This is a genomic window from Pseudoalteromonas sp. ATL1 (assembly GCF_058933015.1).
This window is the reverse complement of record NZ_JBZYXL010000001.1, coordinates 2454227-2471343: the sequence shown is the minus strand read 5'-3', so window position 1 is coordinate 2471343 and position 17117 is coordinate 2454227. Positions and strand designations below refer to the sequence as shown.

General features: G+C 43.3%; 19 protein-coding genes and 1 pseudogene. 2 read left to right on the top strand and 18 right to left on the bottom strand.

What is annotated here, in order from left to right; translation table 11 throughout:
* Positions 1–46 precede the first annotated feature (46 nt).
* Together AC5FX4_RS11215 and AC5FX4_RS11210 are read right to left on the bottom strand one after the other, a co-directional pair.
* Positions 47–811 (bottom strand): substrate-binding periplasmic protein, encoded by a 765-nt coding sequence (locus AC5FX4_RS11215; RefSeq protein ID WP_493606472.1) that lies wholly within the window; start codon positions 809–811, stop codon positions 47–49.
* Between the two features lie 80 nt (positions 812–891).
* The gene (locus tag AC5FX4_RS11210; RefSeq protein ID WP_493606471.1) at positions 892–1611 is read right to left on the bottom strand and encodes a substrate-binding periplasmic protein; all 720 of its coding nucleotides are present in this window, start codon (positions 1609–1611) and stop codon (positions 892–894) included.
* 851 nt (positions 1612–2462) lie between these two features.
* On the opposite strand from AC5FX4_RS11210, the gene AC5FX4_RS11205 reads away from it, so the two are divergent.
* On the top strand, positions 2463–3146 hold the full coding sequence (locus AC5FX4_RS11205; protein WP_493606470.1) for a peptidoglycan-binding domain-containing protein: 684 nt from the start codon (positions 2463–2465) through the stop codon (positions 3144–3146).
* A 374-nt stretch (positions 3147–3520) separates the two neighbouring features.
* Here AC5FX4_RS11205 and AC5FX4_RS11200 read toward each other — a convergent pair whose 3' ends face one another.
* From AC5FX4_RS11200 to AC5FX4_RS11185, 4 genes and pseudogenes are all read right to left on the bottom strand, one after another.
* Positions 3521–3745, bottom strand: a complete 225-nt coding sequence (locus AC5FX4_RS11200) for a hypothetical protein (RefSeq protein WP_493606469.1) — start codon at positions 3743–3745, stop codon at positions 3521–3523.
* 21 nt (positions 3746–3766) lie between these two features.
* The gene (locus AC5FX4_RS11195) at positions 3767–4012 is read right to left on the bottom strand and encodes a hypothetical protein (RefSeq protein ID WP_493606468.1); all 246 of its coding nucleotides are present in this window, start codon (positions 4010–4012) and stop codon (positions 3767–3769) included.
* Positions 4013–4032: 20 nt separating this feature from the next.
* The gene (locus AC5FX4_RS11190) at positions 4033–4197 is read right to left on the bottom strand and encodes a hypothetical protein (RefSeq protein ID WP_493606467.1); all 165 of its coding nucleotides are present in this window, start codon (positions 4195–4197) and stop codon (positions 4033–4035) included.
* A 42-nt stretch (positions 4198–4239) separates the two neighbouring features.
* Positions 4240–5771, bottom strand: a pseudogene (locus AC5FX4_RS11185) (DNA cytosine methyltransferase).
* A 128-nt stretch (positions 5772–5899) separates the two neighbouring features.
* Here AC5FX4_RS11185 and AC5FX4_RS11180 point away from each other — a divergent pair.
* A complete protein-coding gene (locus AC5FX4_RS11180; RefSeq protein ID WP_493606466.1) occupies positions 5900–6175 on the top strand; it encodes a hypothetical protein in 276 nt (91 codons plus the stop codon).
* A gap of 729 nt (positions 6176–6904) precedes the next feature.
* Here AC5FX4_RS11180 and AC5FX4_RS11175 read toward each other — a convergent pair.
* From AC5FX4_RS11175 to AC5FX4_RS11120, 12 genes are all read right to left on the bottom strand, one after another.
* Complete coding sequence (locus AC5FX4_RS11175; RefSeq protein ID WP_493606465.1) at positions 6905–7852, bottom strand: hypothetical protein; 948 nt, start codon at positions 7850–7852, stop codon at positions 6905–6907.
* Complete coding sequence (locus AC5FX4_RS11170) at positions 7825–8529, bottom strand: hypothetical protein (protein WP_493606464.1); 705 nt, start codon at positions 8527–8529, stop codon at positions 7825–7827. Before AC5FX4_RS11170 ends, AC5FX4_RS11175 begins: the two co-directional genes overlap by 28 nt.
* A complete protein-coding gene (locus AC5FX4_RS11165; RefSeq protein WP_493606463.1) occupies positions 8526–9011 on the bottom strand; it encodes a baseplate complex protein in 486 nt (161 codons plus the stop codon). Before AC5FX4_RS11165 ends, AC5FX4_RS11170 begins: the two co-directional genes overlap by 4 nt.
* A complete protein-coding gene (locus tag AC5FX4_RS11160) occupies positions 9008–9637 on the bottom strand; it encodes a hypothetical protein (RefSeq protein ID WP_493606462.1) in 630 nt (209 codons plus the stop codon). Before AC5FX4_RS11160 ends, AC5FX4_RS11165 begins: the two co-directional genes overlap by 4 nt.
* Entirely contained in the window at positions 9630–9905 is a 276-nt protein-coding gene (locus AC5FX4_RS11155) for a hypothetical protein (RefSeq protein ID WP_493606461.1), read from the bottom strand. Before AC5FX4_RS11155 ends, AC5FX4_RS11160 begins: the two co-directional genes overlap by 8 nt.
* 200 nt (positions 9906–10105) lie before the next feature.
* On the bottom strand, positions 10106–11356 hold the full coding sequence (locus AC5FX4_RS11150; RefSeq protein ID WP_493606460.1) for an SUMF1/EgtB/PvdO family nonheme iron enzyme: 1251 nt from the start codon (positions 11354–11356) through the stop codon (positions 10106–10108).
* Complete coding sequence (locus tag AC5FX4_RS11145; RefSeq protein WP_493606459.1) at positions 11356–11931, bottom strand: phage tail-collar fiber domain-containing protein; 576 nt, start codon at positions 11929–11931, stop codon at positions 11356–11358. Before AC5FX4_RS11145 ends, AC5FX4_RS11150 begins: the two co-directional genes overlap by 1 nt.
* Complete coding sequence (locus AC5FX4_RS11140; RefSeq protein WP_493606458.1) at positions 11928–12731, bottom strand: hypothetical protein; 804 nt, start codon at positions 12729–12731, stop codon at positions 11928–11930. Before AC5FX4_RS11140 ends, AC5FX4_RS11145 begins: the two co-directional genes overlap by 4 nt.
* The gene (locus tag AC5FX4_RS11135) at positions 12724–13872 is read right to left on the bottom strand and encodes a baseplate J/gp47 family protein (protein ID WP_493607811.1); all 1149 of its coding nucleotides are present in this window, start codon (positions 13870–13872) and stop codon (positions 12724–12726) included. Before AC5FX4_RS11135 ends, AC5FX4_RS11140 begins: the two co-directional genes overlap by 8 nt.
* Complete coding sequence (locus AC5FX4_RS11130) at positions 13862–14191, bottom strand: DUF2590 family protein (protein WP_493606457.1); 330 nt, start codon at positions 14189–14191, stop codon at positions 13862–13864. Before AC5FX4_RS11130 ends, AC5FX4_RS11135 begins: the two co-directional genes overlap by 11 nt.
* Entirely contained in the window at positions 14191–16965 is a 2775-nt protein-coding gene (locus tag AC5FX4_RS11125) for a phage tail tape measure protein (protein WP_493606456.1), read from the bottom strand. Before AC5FX4_RS11125 ends, AC5FX4_RS11130 begins: the two co-directional genes overlap by 1 nt.
* 3 nt (positions 16966–16968) lie before the next feature.
* Entirely contained in the window at positions 16969–17112 is a 144-nt protein-coding gene (locus AC5FX4_RS11120) for a DUF6890 family protein (RefSeq protein WP_409076818.1), read from the bottom strand.
* Between the last annotated feature and the right edge of the window lie 5 nt (positions 17113–17117).

The window sequence follows — 17117 nt, the reverse complement described above, 5'->3', positions numbered from 1 at the left end:
TATTTGCGCGTAACCGAACACTAATTAAACACAATGAGTTTCAAAACTAATCGGCTGTCGTGCTCATTAATTTGGATAGTTCATCGTTAAAACGTGATAAAAACACATCGTTAATATCAGCCGATGCCTTACCGAAAATAAAATGTACGGGCTCGTCATAAATTTTATAAGGATAAATATGCAGTACGTCGTTGTGCGCTTCTTTCATATACAAACGCATGGTAATGGGATCGCCAACAACCGCATCAACTCGCTCCGCCACGAGCATGTCCAACCTATTTTGTAAGCCATGAATATGAAATATCTGGGCCTTTTTGGCTGCTTTTAAGTAGTCTTCAAACTCCTTGCCATACCAAGTATGCTTGTCCGTTGCGACCACAACACCTTGTGTATTCAAATCCGCAAGTTTATGAACCGACCACTTGTGCGCATTTTTTGCTAATACAGCAACTCGCACAGCTTCGTTGCGGTACGGTTTTGAAAAGTAAAACCCTTTCCTACTTTTCGTTTTATACGCATACATACCAATATCAATGTGCCCTCTTTCAACTTCTACTAAAGTGCGCTTCCAAGTCATTCGTACAAACTCATATTTACATTTCATGTTATTAAGAACGGCACTGATCAGCGCAATATCGTTACCAACCGGTTGGTCACTGTCGTCGGTCAAATAGGAAAATGGTTTATAGGGATGCCATGCAATTGAAAGCTTTTTGGCACCACAAGGTTCGGCGGGGTTTAAGAGACTCGCTTGAACACTCCCTGCCAGCAGCAAGTAGGCTATCAAAGATAAAACAACGCCCTTTAACATTCGCTCATCACCAAAAGTCTCAACTACTCAATGTTTTAGTGTAGTTTAAAGTAAAATTTTTGTTACCTTACAAGCGCCTATTATGGATGAATAAGCGCTTCCTGTGCTATGACTTCAAATGCCGCTTTAAGTGCATTCACCGTTTTATCAGGCGTCGCCAAACTCGCAACCACATACAATTCATGACGGTCATCAATTGCTTTATGTCTTTTATAGATGTGTTTTTTGCCAGCGGTATTGCGTTGTTCAGGCACATGAGATGCAAATATAGTCTGAACTCTTCTTTTGTTTAACATTTGCCACGCGCTTTCCATATTCGCCACCAACACCAAATTATCTCCCAGTTTAAACCCTAGACTAAGCAGTTTTCCTTCCTCATAACTGCCTCTGATCGCAACGGTTGAATACTTAAGCGCGTCATCAATACTTGAGACTTTTACTCGGGTATCTGGTAATGAATAGAAATCGTATTTAAGCGTGGTGATTTGATAAAGCCAATGAAAATGCGCGATACGCTGCTGGGTTTTTGCCATGGAAAACAACAGTACGTTTGGTTTCACCAACACCATTTCGTAGGCACGCGCCCAAGGGATAACCTCAATGTTTGACTCAAATCCAGCTAAAGCCAAAGCTTGCTTTACCTGAGATACGGCTCTACCCGTGAGCTTGCCCTCCTTTTCAACCACGGTATAGGGTGGAAAATGTTCTGTAAATACTAGTAATTGGCTGCTATTGGTATTGGCAACACACGAAGTAAACAATGCACTTAAACAAACCAAATATAATAAGGCACGTGACATAAATGGGTTCTGTAGCGATAGTCCTTCATAAGTTTAGTGATCAGCACCTCTTTTTGCACTTAAAGCATACATAGCTAATTACCTATTTTCATAGAGACCCCATAATCACCCGTCCTGAATGAAATGAAACACAACTCTTATCCGCAGCTCATCAAGGTTAATTAACAAATTTTGTATCTATATGTGCTACTCTCATTTACTGAACACCATGAATACAAAAGACAGCAAGACCGATGTATTCATGAACTATATTAAGTTTTAAACGAATACAGATGCTCATTTTACTAAGGATTAGACTTCGAAATGGCACAGATCCCCTATTTGATGACGATCTTGTTCTCGATTCTTGCGTGGACAATTAATCAACTAACTGAAGAACTCAGTGACAACCCAATTATTGAGATCACGAATGTTCGGTACGTTCAAAATACTGGAGAACTTGAATATACATTAACGAATGTCTCCAACAAATCTATGTTCACAGATTTATTCTTTCACTTGAAGCTTGCCAAGCCCCTTTGTAAACATCCTCCAGTGGTTCGATGGTCTGCGCCCAACGTAAAACTATCTGATACGGTCCCACCCAAGTGCGAGAACAAAGGCTCTGCCAGATACCAAGTACCCCAAATACACCCAAACTCAAAAATTGTATTGTTACTAAAAACTGATTCATATACAAATTCGGAACTGTTTGTACAAAGCACTAGCCCTGTGAACTTAACGAATAAGTCGCTTGAAACTTATCTCGTAAAAAACAAACTCACAATTCTGATTTGCTTGTTTTTCTTTTGGCTCACATTAATTTTAATTTACATCGTCGCACTTAAAAGAAAATGGTTGGAGATGCCGTCATGAAATGTATTCTTATATTAACTTTACTGGTTCCCGAGCTGACTTTTGCTAGCCCCAAAAAAGAAGCTTTGCGCATTGTAGACAAAGATACGACTCAAGGTGTGGAAACAACAATCCAAAAAGTGACCGTTAATAACCAGCAATATCCGGTATCTCAAACGGGCAAAAACGGCTACATATTGAAACCGTTCAACTGTGAGTTGTTGGAACGAGTAAAAATTTTACCGTTTGATTCAAATTATTACCAAAAAGAGATCCGATGCCCGCTGGTTGATAAAACAGTTTACCTGCAATCAGCCGAATATGAGTTGAACTTATATGCGAATGCTCAAGTGAGCCTTGACGTTGGTGACTTCGGTAGTGCTGCCATGGCTTACACAGAAATGAGAGCGAGAGTAAAAACCAACAGTGCTTTTAATAAAACGGTTATTGAGAAAAACGCCTATGATAGCGCTGGCAAATATTTCTCAGTTGCAACCGCAACTCAATTCGATCCACAACAAAACAAAGCGGTTATGAGCAAAGAGCTACAATCAGCCATTATTGAGTTTCAAAAGAGTCAAGGTATTAAAGTGACCGGTAAATTGGATTTTAAAACACTCAGCACTATGTCGAATAAAAACCTAACCGAGCTCGTTTTTAAAAAGCCTCAGCAGCTTAATGGCGTTGCGCCGAAGCATTAATGTTTAGGTAAGAATAAACAAGAAGATGCGCAAATTATAAGATGGTAAACCGTTTGCACCAACTCCTTAGAATAATTTTGCGTTTTACCCACTCCCCCACATTATGCGACAATGGTGATTAGTGTTTTGCATATGTGGTCACTTTATAAAAATTGTTGACTCAACATAATGAATAAGAAAGGTTTATCCCCCTAAATGGCAATACAAGAACAAAGCCCAAACGGTCCCACAATTTACTGGTATGATTATGAGATAAGAACCATAAAGCGCTGACTTTTAACAACAAATTAATTTAGCAATAAATCACATACACACAGCCATACACACTTTTATCAACTCATTATTTAACAATTTACTCTGTTATTCCAACTCAATTATTTCAACGGTATTTCCATTGCTGAAAACTGCTTTATTTCCCACCCAAGCTCAGTCATCCGCTCATTTAGAGTTCCAGTAAAACCTTCTCTCAATGCCACTTTCATAACGCTTTGCTCGCACTCATTTTTAGTTAATCTGGCATGGTGAAAGCAAATCAAATTTCCGTACTCGTCATCATGCACTGTCGGTGCGTAGAAGTTACTAGCAATTAATTCAGTCATAATTATTCCAACGTCTGATAATTAACGATAAGAGTTATGATACTGACGAATAAAATCGTCCTGAAAACACTCTTGATTACTTGTGATTATCACATCACCCGATTGCTCTTTAATACCAAAATGAGCCAAGTTATCACTAACACTATCAACCAAGTCTTTTTTACTTTTAACACTCGACCAAAGGGCGGCTCCATCTTCGTCATTTTGCATAAGCCATGTTTTCGCTTGCTTTGCAGTTAAGCGTGAAAATGGTACTTTAGTAGCCATAACAGTTCCCGTTTTCCAATTTAAAATTTAAAGTGAACTTCTTCATAAGCGACAGCCAGATCAGCCAGCGCGTCTAGTTCCTTAAATTCAGTTTCGCTTAGATTGCCTTCACCCATATCTATCAGTTCATCTATGCGTTTCATAATCGTTTTGTACTGCTCTTCTGATACACACTCACTAGACATTATCTGCCCCCGTATTCCAATGGGGCGCTAAGCGCCCGTTTATTAAGCCGCAACTTGGCTTGCATTTGAACTAAAGTTCGCCTCTACAATTGCTTGAGCAATTGGCGGACAAACTGCGTTACCACACCGGGCAACTTGGCTTGCTTTTGACAGTTTGTTGCCCTCACTATCGTGACCAATAATATAGTCTACAGGAAAACCCTGAGCGGCAAACAGCTCATGCGGTTCAAGCATACGCATGCCTATATCAACTATTTGATAGTCTTCACCTTGAATCGTAACCAAACCAAAGCGGTCTCTGGTCGTCACTGTATGCAAAGGCTTATCTACTCTGTGCGCGTTTCCTGCACCGTAATACTCAACTAAAAACGCTCGAACCTCACCAATATGAAAACCGCCGGCAGAAATAGTGTGAACGGGTTCATTAGTACCATGTCCAATATTTGTCCCACGCATTTTTATCATATGACTGGTCACAAGAGCGTTATGATCTTTCGCTGTGACTGTATGTAATGGTTCTTTTATATCTGAGCCATTTACACCTGTGTAGTGCTTAGCAATATGCGCAGAAACTAAAGCAAAATGACCGCCTTTAACCTGGGCGCATATCGTTCTTAGTGGTTCATTTGCTGACATATTTCGTTGATTACTGGCATTTGCATGTTCGGTAATAAATGGAGTTGAACATTCACCAGGTACAACGAATGGATCGTTCGAATTAATTACAAATCTCTCTAACCCTTTAGCTATTCGCTTCAGTGTATTCTCTGCTAAAGGACGCTTTCTGTTAAAAATAGAACGAACAGGAATGCTCCAATCAATAATATCTGCGGCCGTTTTATATGGTAGTAACCCCTCGCCATGCGTTGGTTTTGGCCAAGCTATGGGTTGGCTATCATTTCTCGCAACCATAAACAAACGCTTGCGTGTAGTAGGTGCACCATAATCACACGCAGAAAGTATTTTCCACTCTACCTTATACCCTAGACCACGCTTGATAGATTTATAAATAGCGAGCTTTTTTGTTATGTTGTAGTTACATCGAAAAAGCGACTCGTAAACGTCTTTGTATGCAGCGTGACTTTTCTCCAACCCATTAGAAAGTGCTGCAACAAAGCCCTCAAAAGTTTGTCCACGCCTTTCTTTACATGGTTTTCCATCAACAACAGGCCCCCACGTAAGAAACTCTTCAACGTTTTCAAGTGCTATAACCCTAACAGGCACTTGAGCTGCCCAATTGATTGCTACCCATGCAAGGCCCCTTATATTTTTATCTACAGGAGTAGCGCCTTTTGCTCGCGAAAAGTGCTTACAATCAGGCGAAAACCAAGCAAAACCAAGCAAAACCAAGCAAAACCAACAGGTCTGCCACGACAAGCAGATACCGGATCAACGTCCCACACTGACTCGCAATAATGTTCGGTCTCTGGATGATTCAATTTGTGCATATCTATCGCAGCAGGATCATGGTTGATAGCAATATCAACGTGTCGTTCAAGTCCTAGTTCAATACCAGTGCTTGCCCCGCCTCCACCTGCAAAGTTATCAACTACGATTTCACCTGGTAAAAGCATGGTTACTCCTTATTGAATAAATCAACTTTGATGTATACATCATAAATCAAAGTTGATTTATTTCAATTGATTTTTACATCATTTTTGATTTATTTAATAAAAGATACTAGGATCGCGAGATTACATAATTGGACGATAAGACATTGCCAAAGAAGTTAGACGACAACCCACATTACGTAGAAGCGTTGAGAAGCTTTTTAAAAGCAGAACGCAAAAAAATGGGTGGAACAAAAGCGCTTTATTTGGAGCTGTACGGTACAGAGCCAAAGGAAATAGAAGAAAAGCGGCTAATTAACCTGTTAAATCGCGGGGCGCTCTCAGGTGAGTTTATTGGCCTGTGTGTTGATAAGCTGGGCTTGGCAGATAGAACACTTGGTGAAGCATTCAATATAAATCAAAGTTGATTTAAATAGGCATAAGGCCTAAGTAGGAAGGTCACACTACACCGCTTAACAGCATCAGAAACAAGCCTTTTTCTAACTGGCTTGTGACCTTTAGTGAATGGCATATGACACCAGATTTACACCCAATTCCAATGTAGTATATTAAACAAACACTGAAAACTACAGGTATTGAGTTTATTGGTGATATTGGAAATGTCCTTTGGAGTGCAAAGGCTTCACCAGCCTTTGCAATTTGATAGATCAGATTCAATTGAACAATGTTTCTAGCAGCTCTCGAATCAACCAAGAAACAAATCCTTGTTTCACGCCTTTTTGAAAGTCATTTTCAGTGGTTGTGTTGTCACTAGGTTTATTTTTTTGGGTCATATTAAGACTCCTATATTTATTTTTATATGATCCTAGCGCCACCAATTCATTTCAGCTTAAGCCACACGATTGCCACCAACGAAGCTTATGTTGGACATAGTATTAATTGAGAAAGAGTATGGATTTCACGCAGAAAAATACCGCAATTCTTTAGTAAGACAGCAGTAAAAATACAAAAACGAGATTGGTTTTCTAGGAGTGAATGAAACGACTTAATAGTTATAGTTCTTGTCGGTTCATAATTACATTATAACAGTAATGAGAATCGTTCGCAATAGGGTGTTATCGTTGCACACTTGAGGCTTCCAATCGGCATATATATGGTTGGGTATGCACAGCTTAGTCACAAAATCTGTGGGTAACTTAACCCACAATCGGATCTAGATCACTTTTTAACGATTTTGCATCCGCTGAGTATGATGAAAAATCCCCTGACTCTGCGGGTGGTTTTCCAGGAGGGTGAATATGGGCTGCTAACGTTTTATTGGTATCACTCACAATAGCAATCAGATCGGATAATATTTTCAATGCATTAACTGACTCATTACCTACCCACACTGTTGCGCCTTCTACTTTTGCCAGTTCGGTAGCCTTAGCATGTAGCGTTTTAAGCGTAGTTATATTCGTGTTTTCAGTCGCTTCAATATCTACCTGTTTTTTACTGCCAATTAACACCCCTTCTAGTGCAACGATTAATGCTTTCTCACCCGCCAATGCTTTGTATGCGCCCATCACTTCGGTTATTTGATTGCCATCGATCTTTAATATGTCATGCGTATCTATGCTACAGTTGCGTTGATGGTAATTTTCACCTCGGTTGCGCGATTTAATCGTGCTGGTATCGCTCGTTTGGGTTATATCTCCATCGGTTGAAAAGTGCCAATTACCGTCTCGGCCCTGTAATTTACTACGGCTACTTTGCTGTAGTGTTACGTCTGTGCGTTTATGCGCTGGCACTAAGCTTTGCCATGGCAATAGGCTCGTGATCACGGGGTGGCTATTTAAGCCATCAATATATTGTATTAAACAATGCATGCCTGGCGTTGGTTCGTTTAGTAATCCGTGATCGGACGCTTGGCCTGTGCTTAGTGTTACTTGCTGAAATACGGGCACGGCTACTGGCTCACCCGTTAGCGGGTTTAATAGCTGTACGTCGGCGGCTTTTAGCGGCCTAAACGCTGTGCTGATTGCAGCGGCGTCACTTGGCAGGTCGTATAGTTTTTCTATGCGTGCCAATTGCGGCAAATGTTTACGCTCGTTTAACTCTGGAAAGTAGCGCTGTATTAGGCGTTTAATGGCTTGTTTGACCATCGTATGTGCATCCTGTCGTTGATTAAGGTTACTTCGGTAATATATCGGCCATTTAGTTTTATGCCTGGTCGTAGTTTTGGGATAGCGATTAACTCGCCAGTAGTTGAGCTTTTAGCGGTTATTGTGTGCTCCGGAAAGTCATTGATAGCTGCGAGCGGCCAACGGGAGTCATGCCAACTGCCTACAAATATTTTGCCGTCTGGGCGTTGTTGGAATATAAAATCATTAATGCCCCATACTTTACCAATTTGCCTTAGCGCTTCGATGCCTGTGCCGCTGTGATAAAAAGCGGGGGCTATTTTATTTAAATATTCTGCGTTCTCTGGCGTTACAAACTCAACACCGAGCTTCGCCAATTCATCAAGCACCGCTTTAATTGTTGGGTGTCGAACCGCCAACGGTGCAGAGAAACTTAACGCGCCGAGTAATTCACGGCATGTTAAATACCATCGGCCATTAGCTTGATGTTTTGATTCTATGACGCCGAGAAAATACGGGATCATATTATCGAGCGTATACCCTAGGTGTAGCTCTACTAATCCTCTTGGCTCTTGCTCTGTAACCACTTCAAACTTTGCGCGGCCTGTGCTGGCAATATCTAGCTGCACGGTTTTAGCTACTATGTTAGTAACCGGCTGACCCGCTATTTTTAAGGTGTTAGATAGGCGGGTGCTCATGGCCCTTCTACCTCGTTGAATTTGTTTTGCACATCGTCGTTACTGGTTGTTGCTTGTGGCTCTGCGTTGGTGCTGGCTTGTTCGTCTAGCTGCTGTTGCTCGCGCTCGGATACTGATTGCACCTCTACTAGTTTAAATGTTACTTGCCATGCGCGCTTTTCTTCAAGCTCGGTGGCTTTTACTTCACCGTCAAATTTTGCTTTACGAATTTTATAAGACTCAGCCAGTGCATTAGTAATTGTGTAAATAACACGGGCGCCGTTTTCGTCTAGTGCTTTTGATTTTGCGATAAGATCTGCTAGCTCGCTTTCCTCCAGCATCGGGATTTTTGTTTTTACAGTAATTAAACCAGGCTTAACACCTTGATCACTACTTAGTGCAAAACTACCAAACCCCGACATGTCACCACCGGCGAGTTTTACCGATGCATCAACACGGGTTTCAAACCCCGGTATGTTCCAGCCGTCAATTGCTATGCTCATAAAACCTCTTTAATTTTATTAAGTTCGCCCAGTTCGCCAACGAATAAGCACATTGCCCAATAATTACGGTCATTGCCTTTGCTAGCAACTGAGTCGGCTAACTGCGTTGCTGTGCCGGCTGTTATTAATTGCACATCTACACCGCTACTTTTAGCCGTGAATTGCGCTTGATTTAGTCGCTCGTCGCGGGCTGTTTTTAGCTCTGCTGTTTGGGTTAATGCATCATCAATGGTAGTAATTAATTCCTTGCCACTATCATCGACCGCCGCGAGCTCGTCAGCTATTAGCTGATCGCGTAAAGGCGATAAATTTTGTAGGGTATTTGTTTGCCATTCGATACTTTGACTGTCATATGTTTCGAGCTTGCTTTGCTCTAAAGTGCTTTGACTTTTGGCATGCTGGGCGCAGGCGATAAACTCAGGGATCGGGCAGTATTCGTTTATTGATTCCAACTTACTGGCTAGTACTGCTGGATCTGCAGCACTTACTGATAACAACAAACCACCATGGCTTGTTGGTTTATCGGTGCGCGAGTTATCTTTAATTGCAGACTCAATCAACCGCGCGCCCACTTGCATAGAACAAGGGGCGGCAGTTTGGTGGTAGCAAAGCGCTAGTTTATGCATTTTCAGGAAGTGGGTAACGCGCTTTGATTTCGGTTACTTTGTCTTGCCACTTTTGGTGTAACTCTGGCGTGCCGTCGTATTGCGCTTCCATAAATAATGGATCTGACTCGGCTTTGTATGCAGCTTGGCGCTTTTCAATATTTTGGCTTAGCTCAAACTGCTCCTGATTTAATACAGAGTCGACTTGCTCTTGGTCCATGCCTAGGCTTTTCATGTACTCAGCGGTGGTGTTGCTATGGCGTTCGCCCTTATAAATATAAGTAAACATAGTTTTACCTTTTAAATGGAGTGTCAAATAACTTTAGCTTTATGCTGTGCGTGTTGGCGTGGCTTGCATGGCCTAACCACGATTGCACGCATTGGTTTATTAATATCTCTGCATTTTTCTTCTATTGCTAGCGCGGTCAAATTAATCTCCTTTTATGTTGTTCCCGGGCTATCGCCCGGGGTTCAAATTTCAATAACCAATTACGCAAAGAAAGCGGGACGAAAACCGATATTACTGCTCACAAGCGAACGGCCATAGCTGAGGTGGAGCGCGCCCAGGCCCGCGTTCGAGCCATAGCTCCAGTTGCCGCCACGCAGCGGGAATCGATTGCCATAATTTCGGCAGTAGATTGCACCAGGCACGGTTGTGGTTGATTCAGACTCAATAAGCAAGCGTCGCAAAATCTCGACTTTTTGATACGTTTCTGATTTTGTAATTGCTGCAAAATGGCTATTTGTTAAATACGGGTTGTCGTTACTATCTTCGCCGACTGGGCCGTTACGGTTTGTAATTGCGCTGTTAAGCACTGGAGATCCAGCGCTGCCGGGGCCTTCTGTGTTTGCGACTGGTGAATCAAAATAAGCTGAATGCTTGATCCAGTTTTGCTCTACGATTTCTGAGTTGTTATCTAGCGTGGTGATTACTTGGCCTTCGCTAAGCATCATTTGGTCTAACCACTCCCACACGTTACCAACAAGATCTTGAATACCCCATTCTGTGTGGTCGTGCGACCATGTTGCAGGACCTTTCCCGGTGTCGGTTCTTGCAAGACCCGCCGCATCTCCCGGTATGCCATCATCGTTACGACGCGCTGTCTCTAATTTATTTTCGTGACTGCGGCCATAGTTTGTATTGCCACGCGGCACTGTGTCGTTAGCTAGTGACCATAGCGCTATTGCAGCCCATTCGTGTATGCTCATCATGTGCCAGCCTTCGCCCTTATTGTTACACAGCGCTTTTGCTACATCGTAATGAACTGATGTACGCGGCTGAACACCACCAATTACTGAGCAGCCGCCATTAGCTCCTGATGATGCAAGATATTTAGCAATAAGAACCTCCCCCATTTGCTCGCCGTTGCGCTGGAACATGGTTGGTGTACCTGTGCCTAGCATTAAGTCAACACCCAAGCGGTCAAGAATAGCTTGGTTGATGTCTTCGTAATTAAAACGGGGGATTCGCACCATGACATTTGGATTGCCTTGCTCGTCAATTACTACAGTGTTGCGGCCACCTGACGCATCTTCGATTGCTTTACGGTAACCGTCTGATGCAACGATAGCCAGTTGCGCCGAGTTTGCGGCGACTTGCTGATCAAGTGCGGCCTTTTTTTCGTTGTAGTCGCTGGCTAGCGCGGCAGTTTTAGTATCTATTTCGGCGGCTTTGTTTTCTACCGCTGTAACCACACGATCTGCCGCTGTTACGATTTCGTTGACTTGTTCAATGTTCATCATAGTTCCTTAGTAAATACTGTAAAATCTGACATTAAGAAAAAGTTACGCAACGTGCGGTACATGTTATTTACCTGCGCTGTTGCTGTAGTTAGCGATAGCGCGTTTAGCGCATCTATTTGCGGGCTGTAATCAAACATCCACGATTGGGCTGGGATAGTGATACGCGCTAATGCCGCAGCGGCGGCGAACTTAAGCACAAACGATCGGTTGTGTACGTTGTTTACACCTTGGCGTTTGCGCTGGAGGGGTAAGTAATCAATGGCTAATAGTGTGCCATCTTGCGTTACTAGGCCTATCCAGTTGTAGTCAAAGTCGCCGATGTCTTGCTCTAGCACTACGGCCCATGCAACGGTGTTTGCGTCTACATAGCCAGACACATCAATGTTGCGGCGATGCGTTATTCTTAACGAGCTCGGCATTTGCTCGTTTGGGTTACGCTCGGCGTGCTCGTTTAAATTTGGTATGTTTGCAAACACCAGCTCTTTTACATCAAGCCCTTTGTTTTCAAGTGCTCGGGTAGTTATGTAGTTTTTACCGGCGTTGGTCATAATGCCGGTGATGGCTTCGCTCATAGTATCTCCTTGGCGACACTGACACCGCCCTCTTTACTTAAAAATCCATAGTGATGATGTGCGGCAATAACATGCTGTACATCGGTAGTTATTGCTTGGCGTGCGGTGTTGCTAACTAAGTTATCGAGCCCTAAAAATTGATATAGCAACTCAGTAGGCAGTGTGTGCTTTACGTTGTGCGTTATTGCATGCATTGGCGCGTGGCTACTTTCGTTTTGCAAGTCTGTAAAACCGTGGCTGTATTGTTGCTGGGCTTTATTTTGAGCTTCTAAACGTAGTGGGTGAGCAATATGGCAGCTATCCCACTGCACGTGCGTTTGCCCAACACTGAGTAGTACATCTGCTTTGTTATGAACCGTTAATTCGTAGCGGCGACATGTTCGGCCATAAAGCTGTATTAACTCTGGCAATAAATCTGTATTACCAGCTAACGTTGTATCAGTCATATCAATGCCGATAATATCCCAGTCTCGGCCATCTATTCGCTCACGAACGTTAAGCACTTCTAGCCCCAAGCGGTCAAAAATACTTTTAACTGACGCAATTTCCCCAGCGTCAATGGTGTTAACTAGTGCATACTGTACGCGCTTGCGATATAAATCGATTGGTTCATCATCTAAGCGATGGGTTAAGCGCTCCCACGCGAGAAAACCGAGGACAGGCTCTTCGTTTTGTGACTCGTCTTTTTGGTTAACAGCCCACATAACGTAATCCCGAGATTTTTCCCAATAGCCAGTTGCTGCTTTTACCAGCTTTTCTGCATAGCCTTTGTTTAACCAGATAGCAATTTGATTAGTCATTTGCTACCTCGCTGACTGTTAATGATGTAAGAACCGGCAGCCAGTTGGCCGCTGTTATATCGTCGATATCAAATTTGATTGATTTAAGTTCGCTAAATTGCTCGTGGCATTCTGCTATTAATTGGCTAATGCTGAATATCGTTTGATGTGCTACTCGCGTGGGGGCGTAGGCTGCATTTTGCCTAAAAGCTGCTTGTATAAATGTTTCAAGCTTGCTTTGAATGCTGGCACTCTGCGGGTGCAATTTATACTTTGCGGTAATATCAAAGCCCGTGGTTGCCATGGCGTAAACCAAAAAGTCGTCACCTAAACCATGATGGCCTGCGGTGCGAATGTGCTGGTTAATCGCGCTCAGTAATGCCGTTGGCACGGGGCCTACATCTAAATAAATATACGCGTTAGCAGTGCCAGGGCCACGAGGTGCGCCATTTTGTATTTCAATGTTATCTATCGGTACGCCAAAATTTGCGATAATTTGTTTGTATACTGCGTTGATATGCCATCGTGCTGCGGTGCCAAACACATTACGAATCCTTAAGCGGTAATGCTCGGTGCTTTCATCATCGGAACCTGGCTTAATTAGCCAATCGTTATTGTTGGTTACTGTGATCCCGTCTTGCTGTTCGTAAAAGTAGCGATAAGCATGAGCTGGTAAGTTAAATGCGGCGCCTGTATCGGTAGCCTCAGCTTGACCATGCGCGGTGCTTTGGGCGTCACTAAAATAAACATCTTGCAACAGGGTGAGCTTATAAACAGTATCACCTAACACGTCAGTTACCACCTGGGTACCAGCAACAATAGCGCTTTCACCTTCAGTATTGATACGGGTGAACGTGAGTATGCCTTGTGCTTTTACGCCTGCTTGAATAAATACATTACGCGCCGGGCCGTGGCGTTCAATCAATGCAGTGCGGCTGGCGGTCATAATAAATAAGTCAGGCATTAATTGCTGGGCTATCCAATTAAATAACTTAACGACTGGCTTTGTGATCAACGCTTCAACAGTACGCCAAAACGGGCCGAATGGTGAATCGTTTGCTACCTGAATATTTTGCTCTTTTAACTGCTGTTGCCATTGCGCTTGTGCGGTTTGTTCATCCATTGGCAAGCCTGCATTTTGCATTAGGGTTTTAAAGTCCACTTTGTAGGCCTCCGTATTGGCGCGTTTGCGCATTGATGCTGAGCGTACCGTCGTCATTTTTGTACACTTTTATAGTGCCTGGCTTTATGCGGTTATCTTGCTCTGTAAGTAATTCAAGCTCTGTTAAAATTGGGGCAATGCCATTTTTATTGCGCAGGCCAACGAGCTTGGTTAATAGACCACTTTCTAAAATTCGGTGTTTTATATCCTGCGTGATAACATCTGCTTTTTTTAATGTTGCAGGGTCTAACGAGTCGTTAAGCACAAAGTCGTTATCTTCAACAGCTAAATCTATGTGTAGTGCAATATCAAAATCCATTAGCCGGCTAACTCCATCATTTGCTCAAAGCTCTGCGCTACGTCGTCTGACTTAATCGTTAAGCTATCAATGTGCACACTCTTACGGTTATCGCTCTCGCTTGAGTTGCTGTTGTTTGTGTTTTTGTTTAGGTTTTGTAAAAATGCTGACTTTTGCACTTTGGCTTTATAGCTATTGCTTTGCTGTTGCTGCTTTGCGTTTAACTGCTCAACTTTGTATGCGCTGGTGTTTACTGCGTTAGTAATTACCTGATCTGTTTTGTTGGTTGGGAGCGGCTGCAAAGGCTCTACAACTTGGCTTACACTCGCAAGTTGCACACTTGATCTATCAAATACAGGCGAGTTAGCCGCGTTAGTAAAATTATCAGCTGTGCTGTTAGCTGTATTTTGCAGCGCTGATTGCGGTGCGAACGGCGTTGATTGTGCAATATGGCCAGCATAGTTATGTGTAGTTGGGCTGTATTGTAATGCTGAGTTAATAGCGCTGTTATTTTTGTTGGCCGTTGTTGCACTAGTTGAGTTTGCGACACCGTTCGCAGCTGTGGTTACTGCGTTAGTGTGTGCATTTGCTACAACTGAATTTATGGCGCGGTTATTTAACGCGCTGGTTTGAGTAAGCGCGTTATGTGATTGGTTTGTAGCAATGCTATTTTGCAATGTTGGGTTAGTTGCATTGCTCATTGCTGTGCTTGTTGAATACACAGCATCGTTAACAGCCGAGTAAATAGCGCTGTTATTGATGTTGGCAGTTTTGGCGCTTGTTGATTTTACGCTATCGTTCGTGGCTGTGGTTACTGCGCTGGTGTGTTCATTTGCTACAACTGAACCTACAGCACTGTTATTTAGCGCGTTATTTGTTTGCTCAATGGCATGACTACTTTGTAATGCTGAGTTAATAACATTATTCGTTTGGCCTGCGTTTAACTGCGTTCGATTTGAATATGTAATATCATTCACTGCAGCATCGTTGGCGTTGCCATTGCCTGGTACTTGCGCGGCTTTATTGATCACGGCTTGACCGTAGTCGCGGCTGAACGCTTGATTTGCATTTTGCATGACTAAATTGCTAGGCTGAGCACGGTTAATGTTTTCGTGTGTTGAGGTTGCCTCTGTTTTTATTTTTGCCTCTGTATCGTCAATCAGGCCGAGTTTTTCAAGCACCCATTTAACGCTATCAATTACCCCATTAAAGGCCGCTTTCACACTATCAAACACCACCATTAATACTTTGCCCCACGCGGTATTTTGAAACGCAGCCACTAAATCATCCCAATAATAGATAAGTGCCCCAACGGCTGCGATGAGTGCAATAACACCTGCTACCACCCACGTAATAGGGTTTGCCCAAAGCGCCGCATTAAACAACCACGTTGCAGCTTGACCTGCGAGCATCACCGCTTTAAATGTTCCAATGGCAATGGCCGCTGCGCCCATCGTGGCAATGAGTGATAAAAAGCCCAATACACGCAGTGCGATTAACGCCCCCTGCCATAGTTTTGTTAATACGCTTAAGCCACCTGTTAGCGCGGCAGTTGAAACAAGCGCCATTTTATACAGGCCCATCGTAAAAATAATGATGCCATGAACCGTGATCAGCGCGACGATAACCACAACCAGTGTTGAAATAACGCTTGATAAAAATGGGAATCGCTCAGTCAGTGACACAATGCCCGCAAAGCCGGCAGCGAGCATTTCAACGAACGGCTCAACCACTGGCAATAAGCGGTTACCCATTGCGGTAGCCGCTGCATTAAATGAACCGCCTAAACGATCCCATGGGCTGGCAATTATGTTTGCCATTTCCAAGGCTTTGGAGTTGTCTTGCACGTTTTCAAAAACGGTGATGCCATCTTTTAATTTGTCTACTTTAGTACTGAGTACATCAACAGCTTTTGCACCTTGTTTACCAAATATTTGGGTCAGTACATCACCACGCGCTACAGAACCCAGTGATGATAGCCGTTCATTAATACGCCCTAGCACCACATCAATCGCGAGCATGTCGCCGTTATCAGCGGTTAATTTTATGCCTAATGCATCTTGCGCTTTACCAATCCCTTGTAATAATGAAGCCGCTTGTGTACCAGCCACTGATCCTGATTTAGCAACCAGTTGCAGTTCACCCACTAACGCGAATTGTTGAGCCGAGCTTAAGCCAATGTTTGTCGCAGTCGCCCCAAGGTTTGAAAACGCGGCTTGCATTTCTGCACCGGTGGTTTTGTATAGCTGAACGGCGGTGGCGGTTTGGCCTGCTATTTGGTTTACCCAGTTGGCCTTGCCCATTTTGTTGGCTGTTTTTTCAAATATGCCATACATGGTGCCCATGTAGCTGGTGATTGTTGCTGCATCGGCTTTGGTGGCTACCGCTAACATATTTGATGTTTTAGTAAATTCTGATAGCTCATCGCCTGTTAAACCTGCAATGGCTGATTGAATATCGTAGGCGCTGCGTACAAACTCGGCAGAGTTACCACCGAACTGAAAGCCAAATTCATATGATGTTTTGGTTAGTTTTTGCAATGCGTCGTCGGCAACGCCTAATGATTGCACTTCACCTAAAGCGGCAACGTGATCAATAGCGGGCGCAAGTGATTTTGCAAGGGCGTAACCACCACCGACGGCAGTGGCTGCGCCGCGCATCATTTGATCTTGGGCGGCGGCGGTTTGCTGGCTCAGCTGATTAATTTTAGCCATGACTTTATTAACCGGCCCAGTGACTTTGTCAATGATGCCGATTGAATAAGTAAGCTTGTCTAATTTGCTGAGTGTTGCCATTAATTACTCGCCGCCTAATGCAGTGCAAATGCCGTTATTTACGGCGGTTACAAAGTTTTCTTGCTGTGATGTTTCTAGGTAAAGCGCCTGTGCCAAGCTCTCGTCAGTTACTGGTAGATTGCCAAAATATTTAGCGTGGTATGCCAGTAACT

Excerpts from the sequence above, each read along its gene's own strand:
- AC5FX4_RS11215 (WP_493606472.1), bottom strand. The coding sequence starts at position 811 with ATGTTAAAGGGCGTTGTTTTATCTTTGATAGCCTACTTGCTGCTGGCA.
- AC5FX4_RS11210 (WP_493606471.1), bottom strand. The coding sequence starts at position 1,611 with ATGTCACGTGCCTTATTATATTTGGTTTGTTTAAGTGCATTGTTTACT.
- AC5FX4_RS11205 (WP_493606470.1), top strand. The coding sequence starts at position 2,463 with ATGAAATGTATTCTTATATTAACTTTACTGGTTCCCGAGCTGACTTTT.
- AC5FX4_RS11200 (WP_493606469.1), bottom strand. The coding sequence starts at position 3,745 with ATGACTGAATTAATTGCTAGTAACTTCTACGCACCGACAGTGCATGAT.
- AC5FX4_RS11195 (WP_493606468.1), bottom strand. The coding sequence starts at position 4,012 with ATGGCTACTAAAGTACCATTTTCACGCTTAACTGCAAAGCAAGCGAAA.
- AC5FX4_RS11190 (WP_493606467.1), bottom strand. The coding sequence starts at position 4,197 with ATGTCTAGTGAGTGTGTATCAGAAGAGCAGTACAAAACGATTATGAAA.
- AC5FX4_RS11175 (WP_493606465.1), bottom strand. The coding sequence starts at position 7,852 with ATGGTCAAACAAGCCATTAAACGCCTAATACAGCGCTACTTTCCAGAG.
- AC5FX4_RS11170 (WP_493606464.1), bottom strand. The coding sequence starts at position 8,529 with ATGAGCACCCGCCTATCTAACACCTTAAAAATAGCGGGTCAGCCGGTT.
- AC5FX4_RS11165 (WP_493606463.1), bottom strand. The coding sequence starts at position 9,011 with ATGAGCATAGCAATTGACGGCTGGAACATACCGGGGTTTGAAACCCGT.
- AC5FX4_RS11160 (WP_493606462.1), bottom strand. The coding sequence starts at position 9,637 with ATGCATAAACTAGCGCTTTGCTACCACCAAACTGCCGCCCCTTGTTCT.
- AC5FX4_RS11155 (WP_493606461.1), bottom strand. The coding sequence starts at position 9,905 with ATGTTTACTTATATTTATAAGGGCGAACGCCATAGCAACACCACCGCT.
- AC5FX4_RS11150 (WP_493606460.1), bottom strand. The coding sequence starts at position 11,356 with ATGAACATTGAACAAGTCAACGAAATCGTAACAGCGGCAGATCGTGTG.
- AC5FX4_RS11145 (WP_493606459.1), bottom strand. The coding sequence starts at position 11,931 with ATGAGCGAAGCCATCACCGGCATTATGACCAACGCCGGTAAAAACTAC.
- AC5FX4_RS11140 (WP_493606458.1), bottom strand. The coding sequence starts at position 12,731 with ATGACTAATCAAATTGCTATCTGGTTAAACAAAGGCTATGCAGAAAAG.
- AC5FX4_RS11130 (WP_493606457.1), bottom strand. The coding sequence starts at position 14,191 with ATGGATTTTGATATTGCACTACACATAGATTTAGCTGTTGAAGATAAC.
- AC5FX4_RS11125 (WP_493606456.1), bottom strand. The coding sequence starts at position 16,965 with ATGGCAACACTCAGCAAATTAGACAAGCTTACTTATTCAATCGGCATC.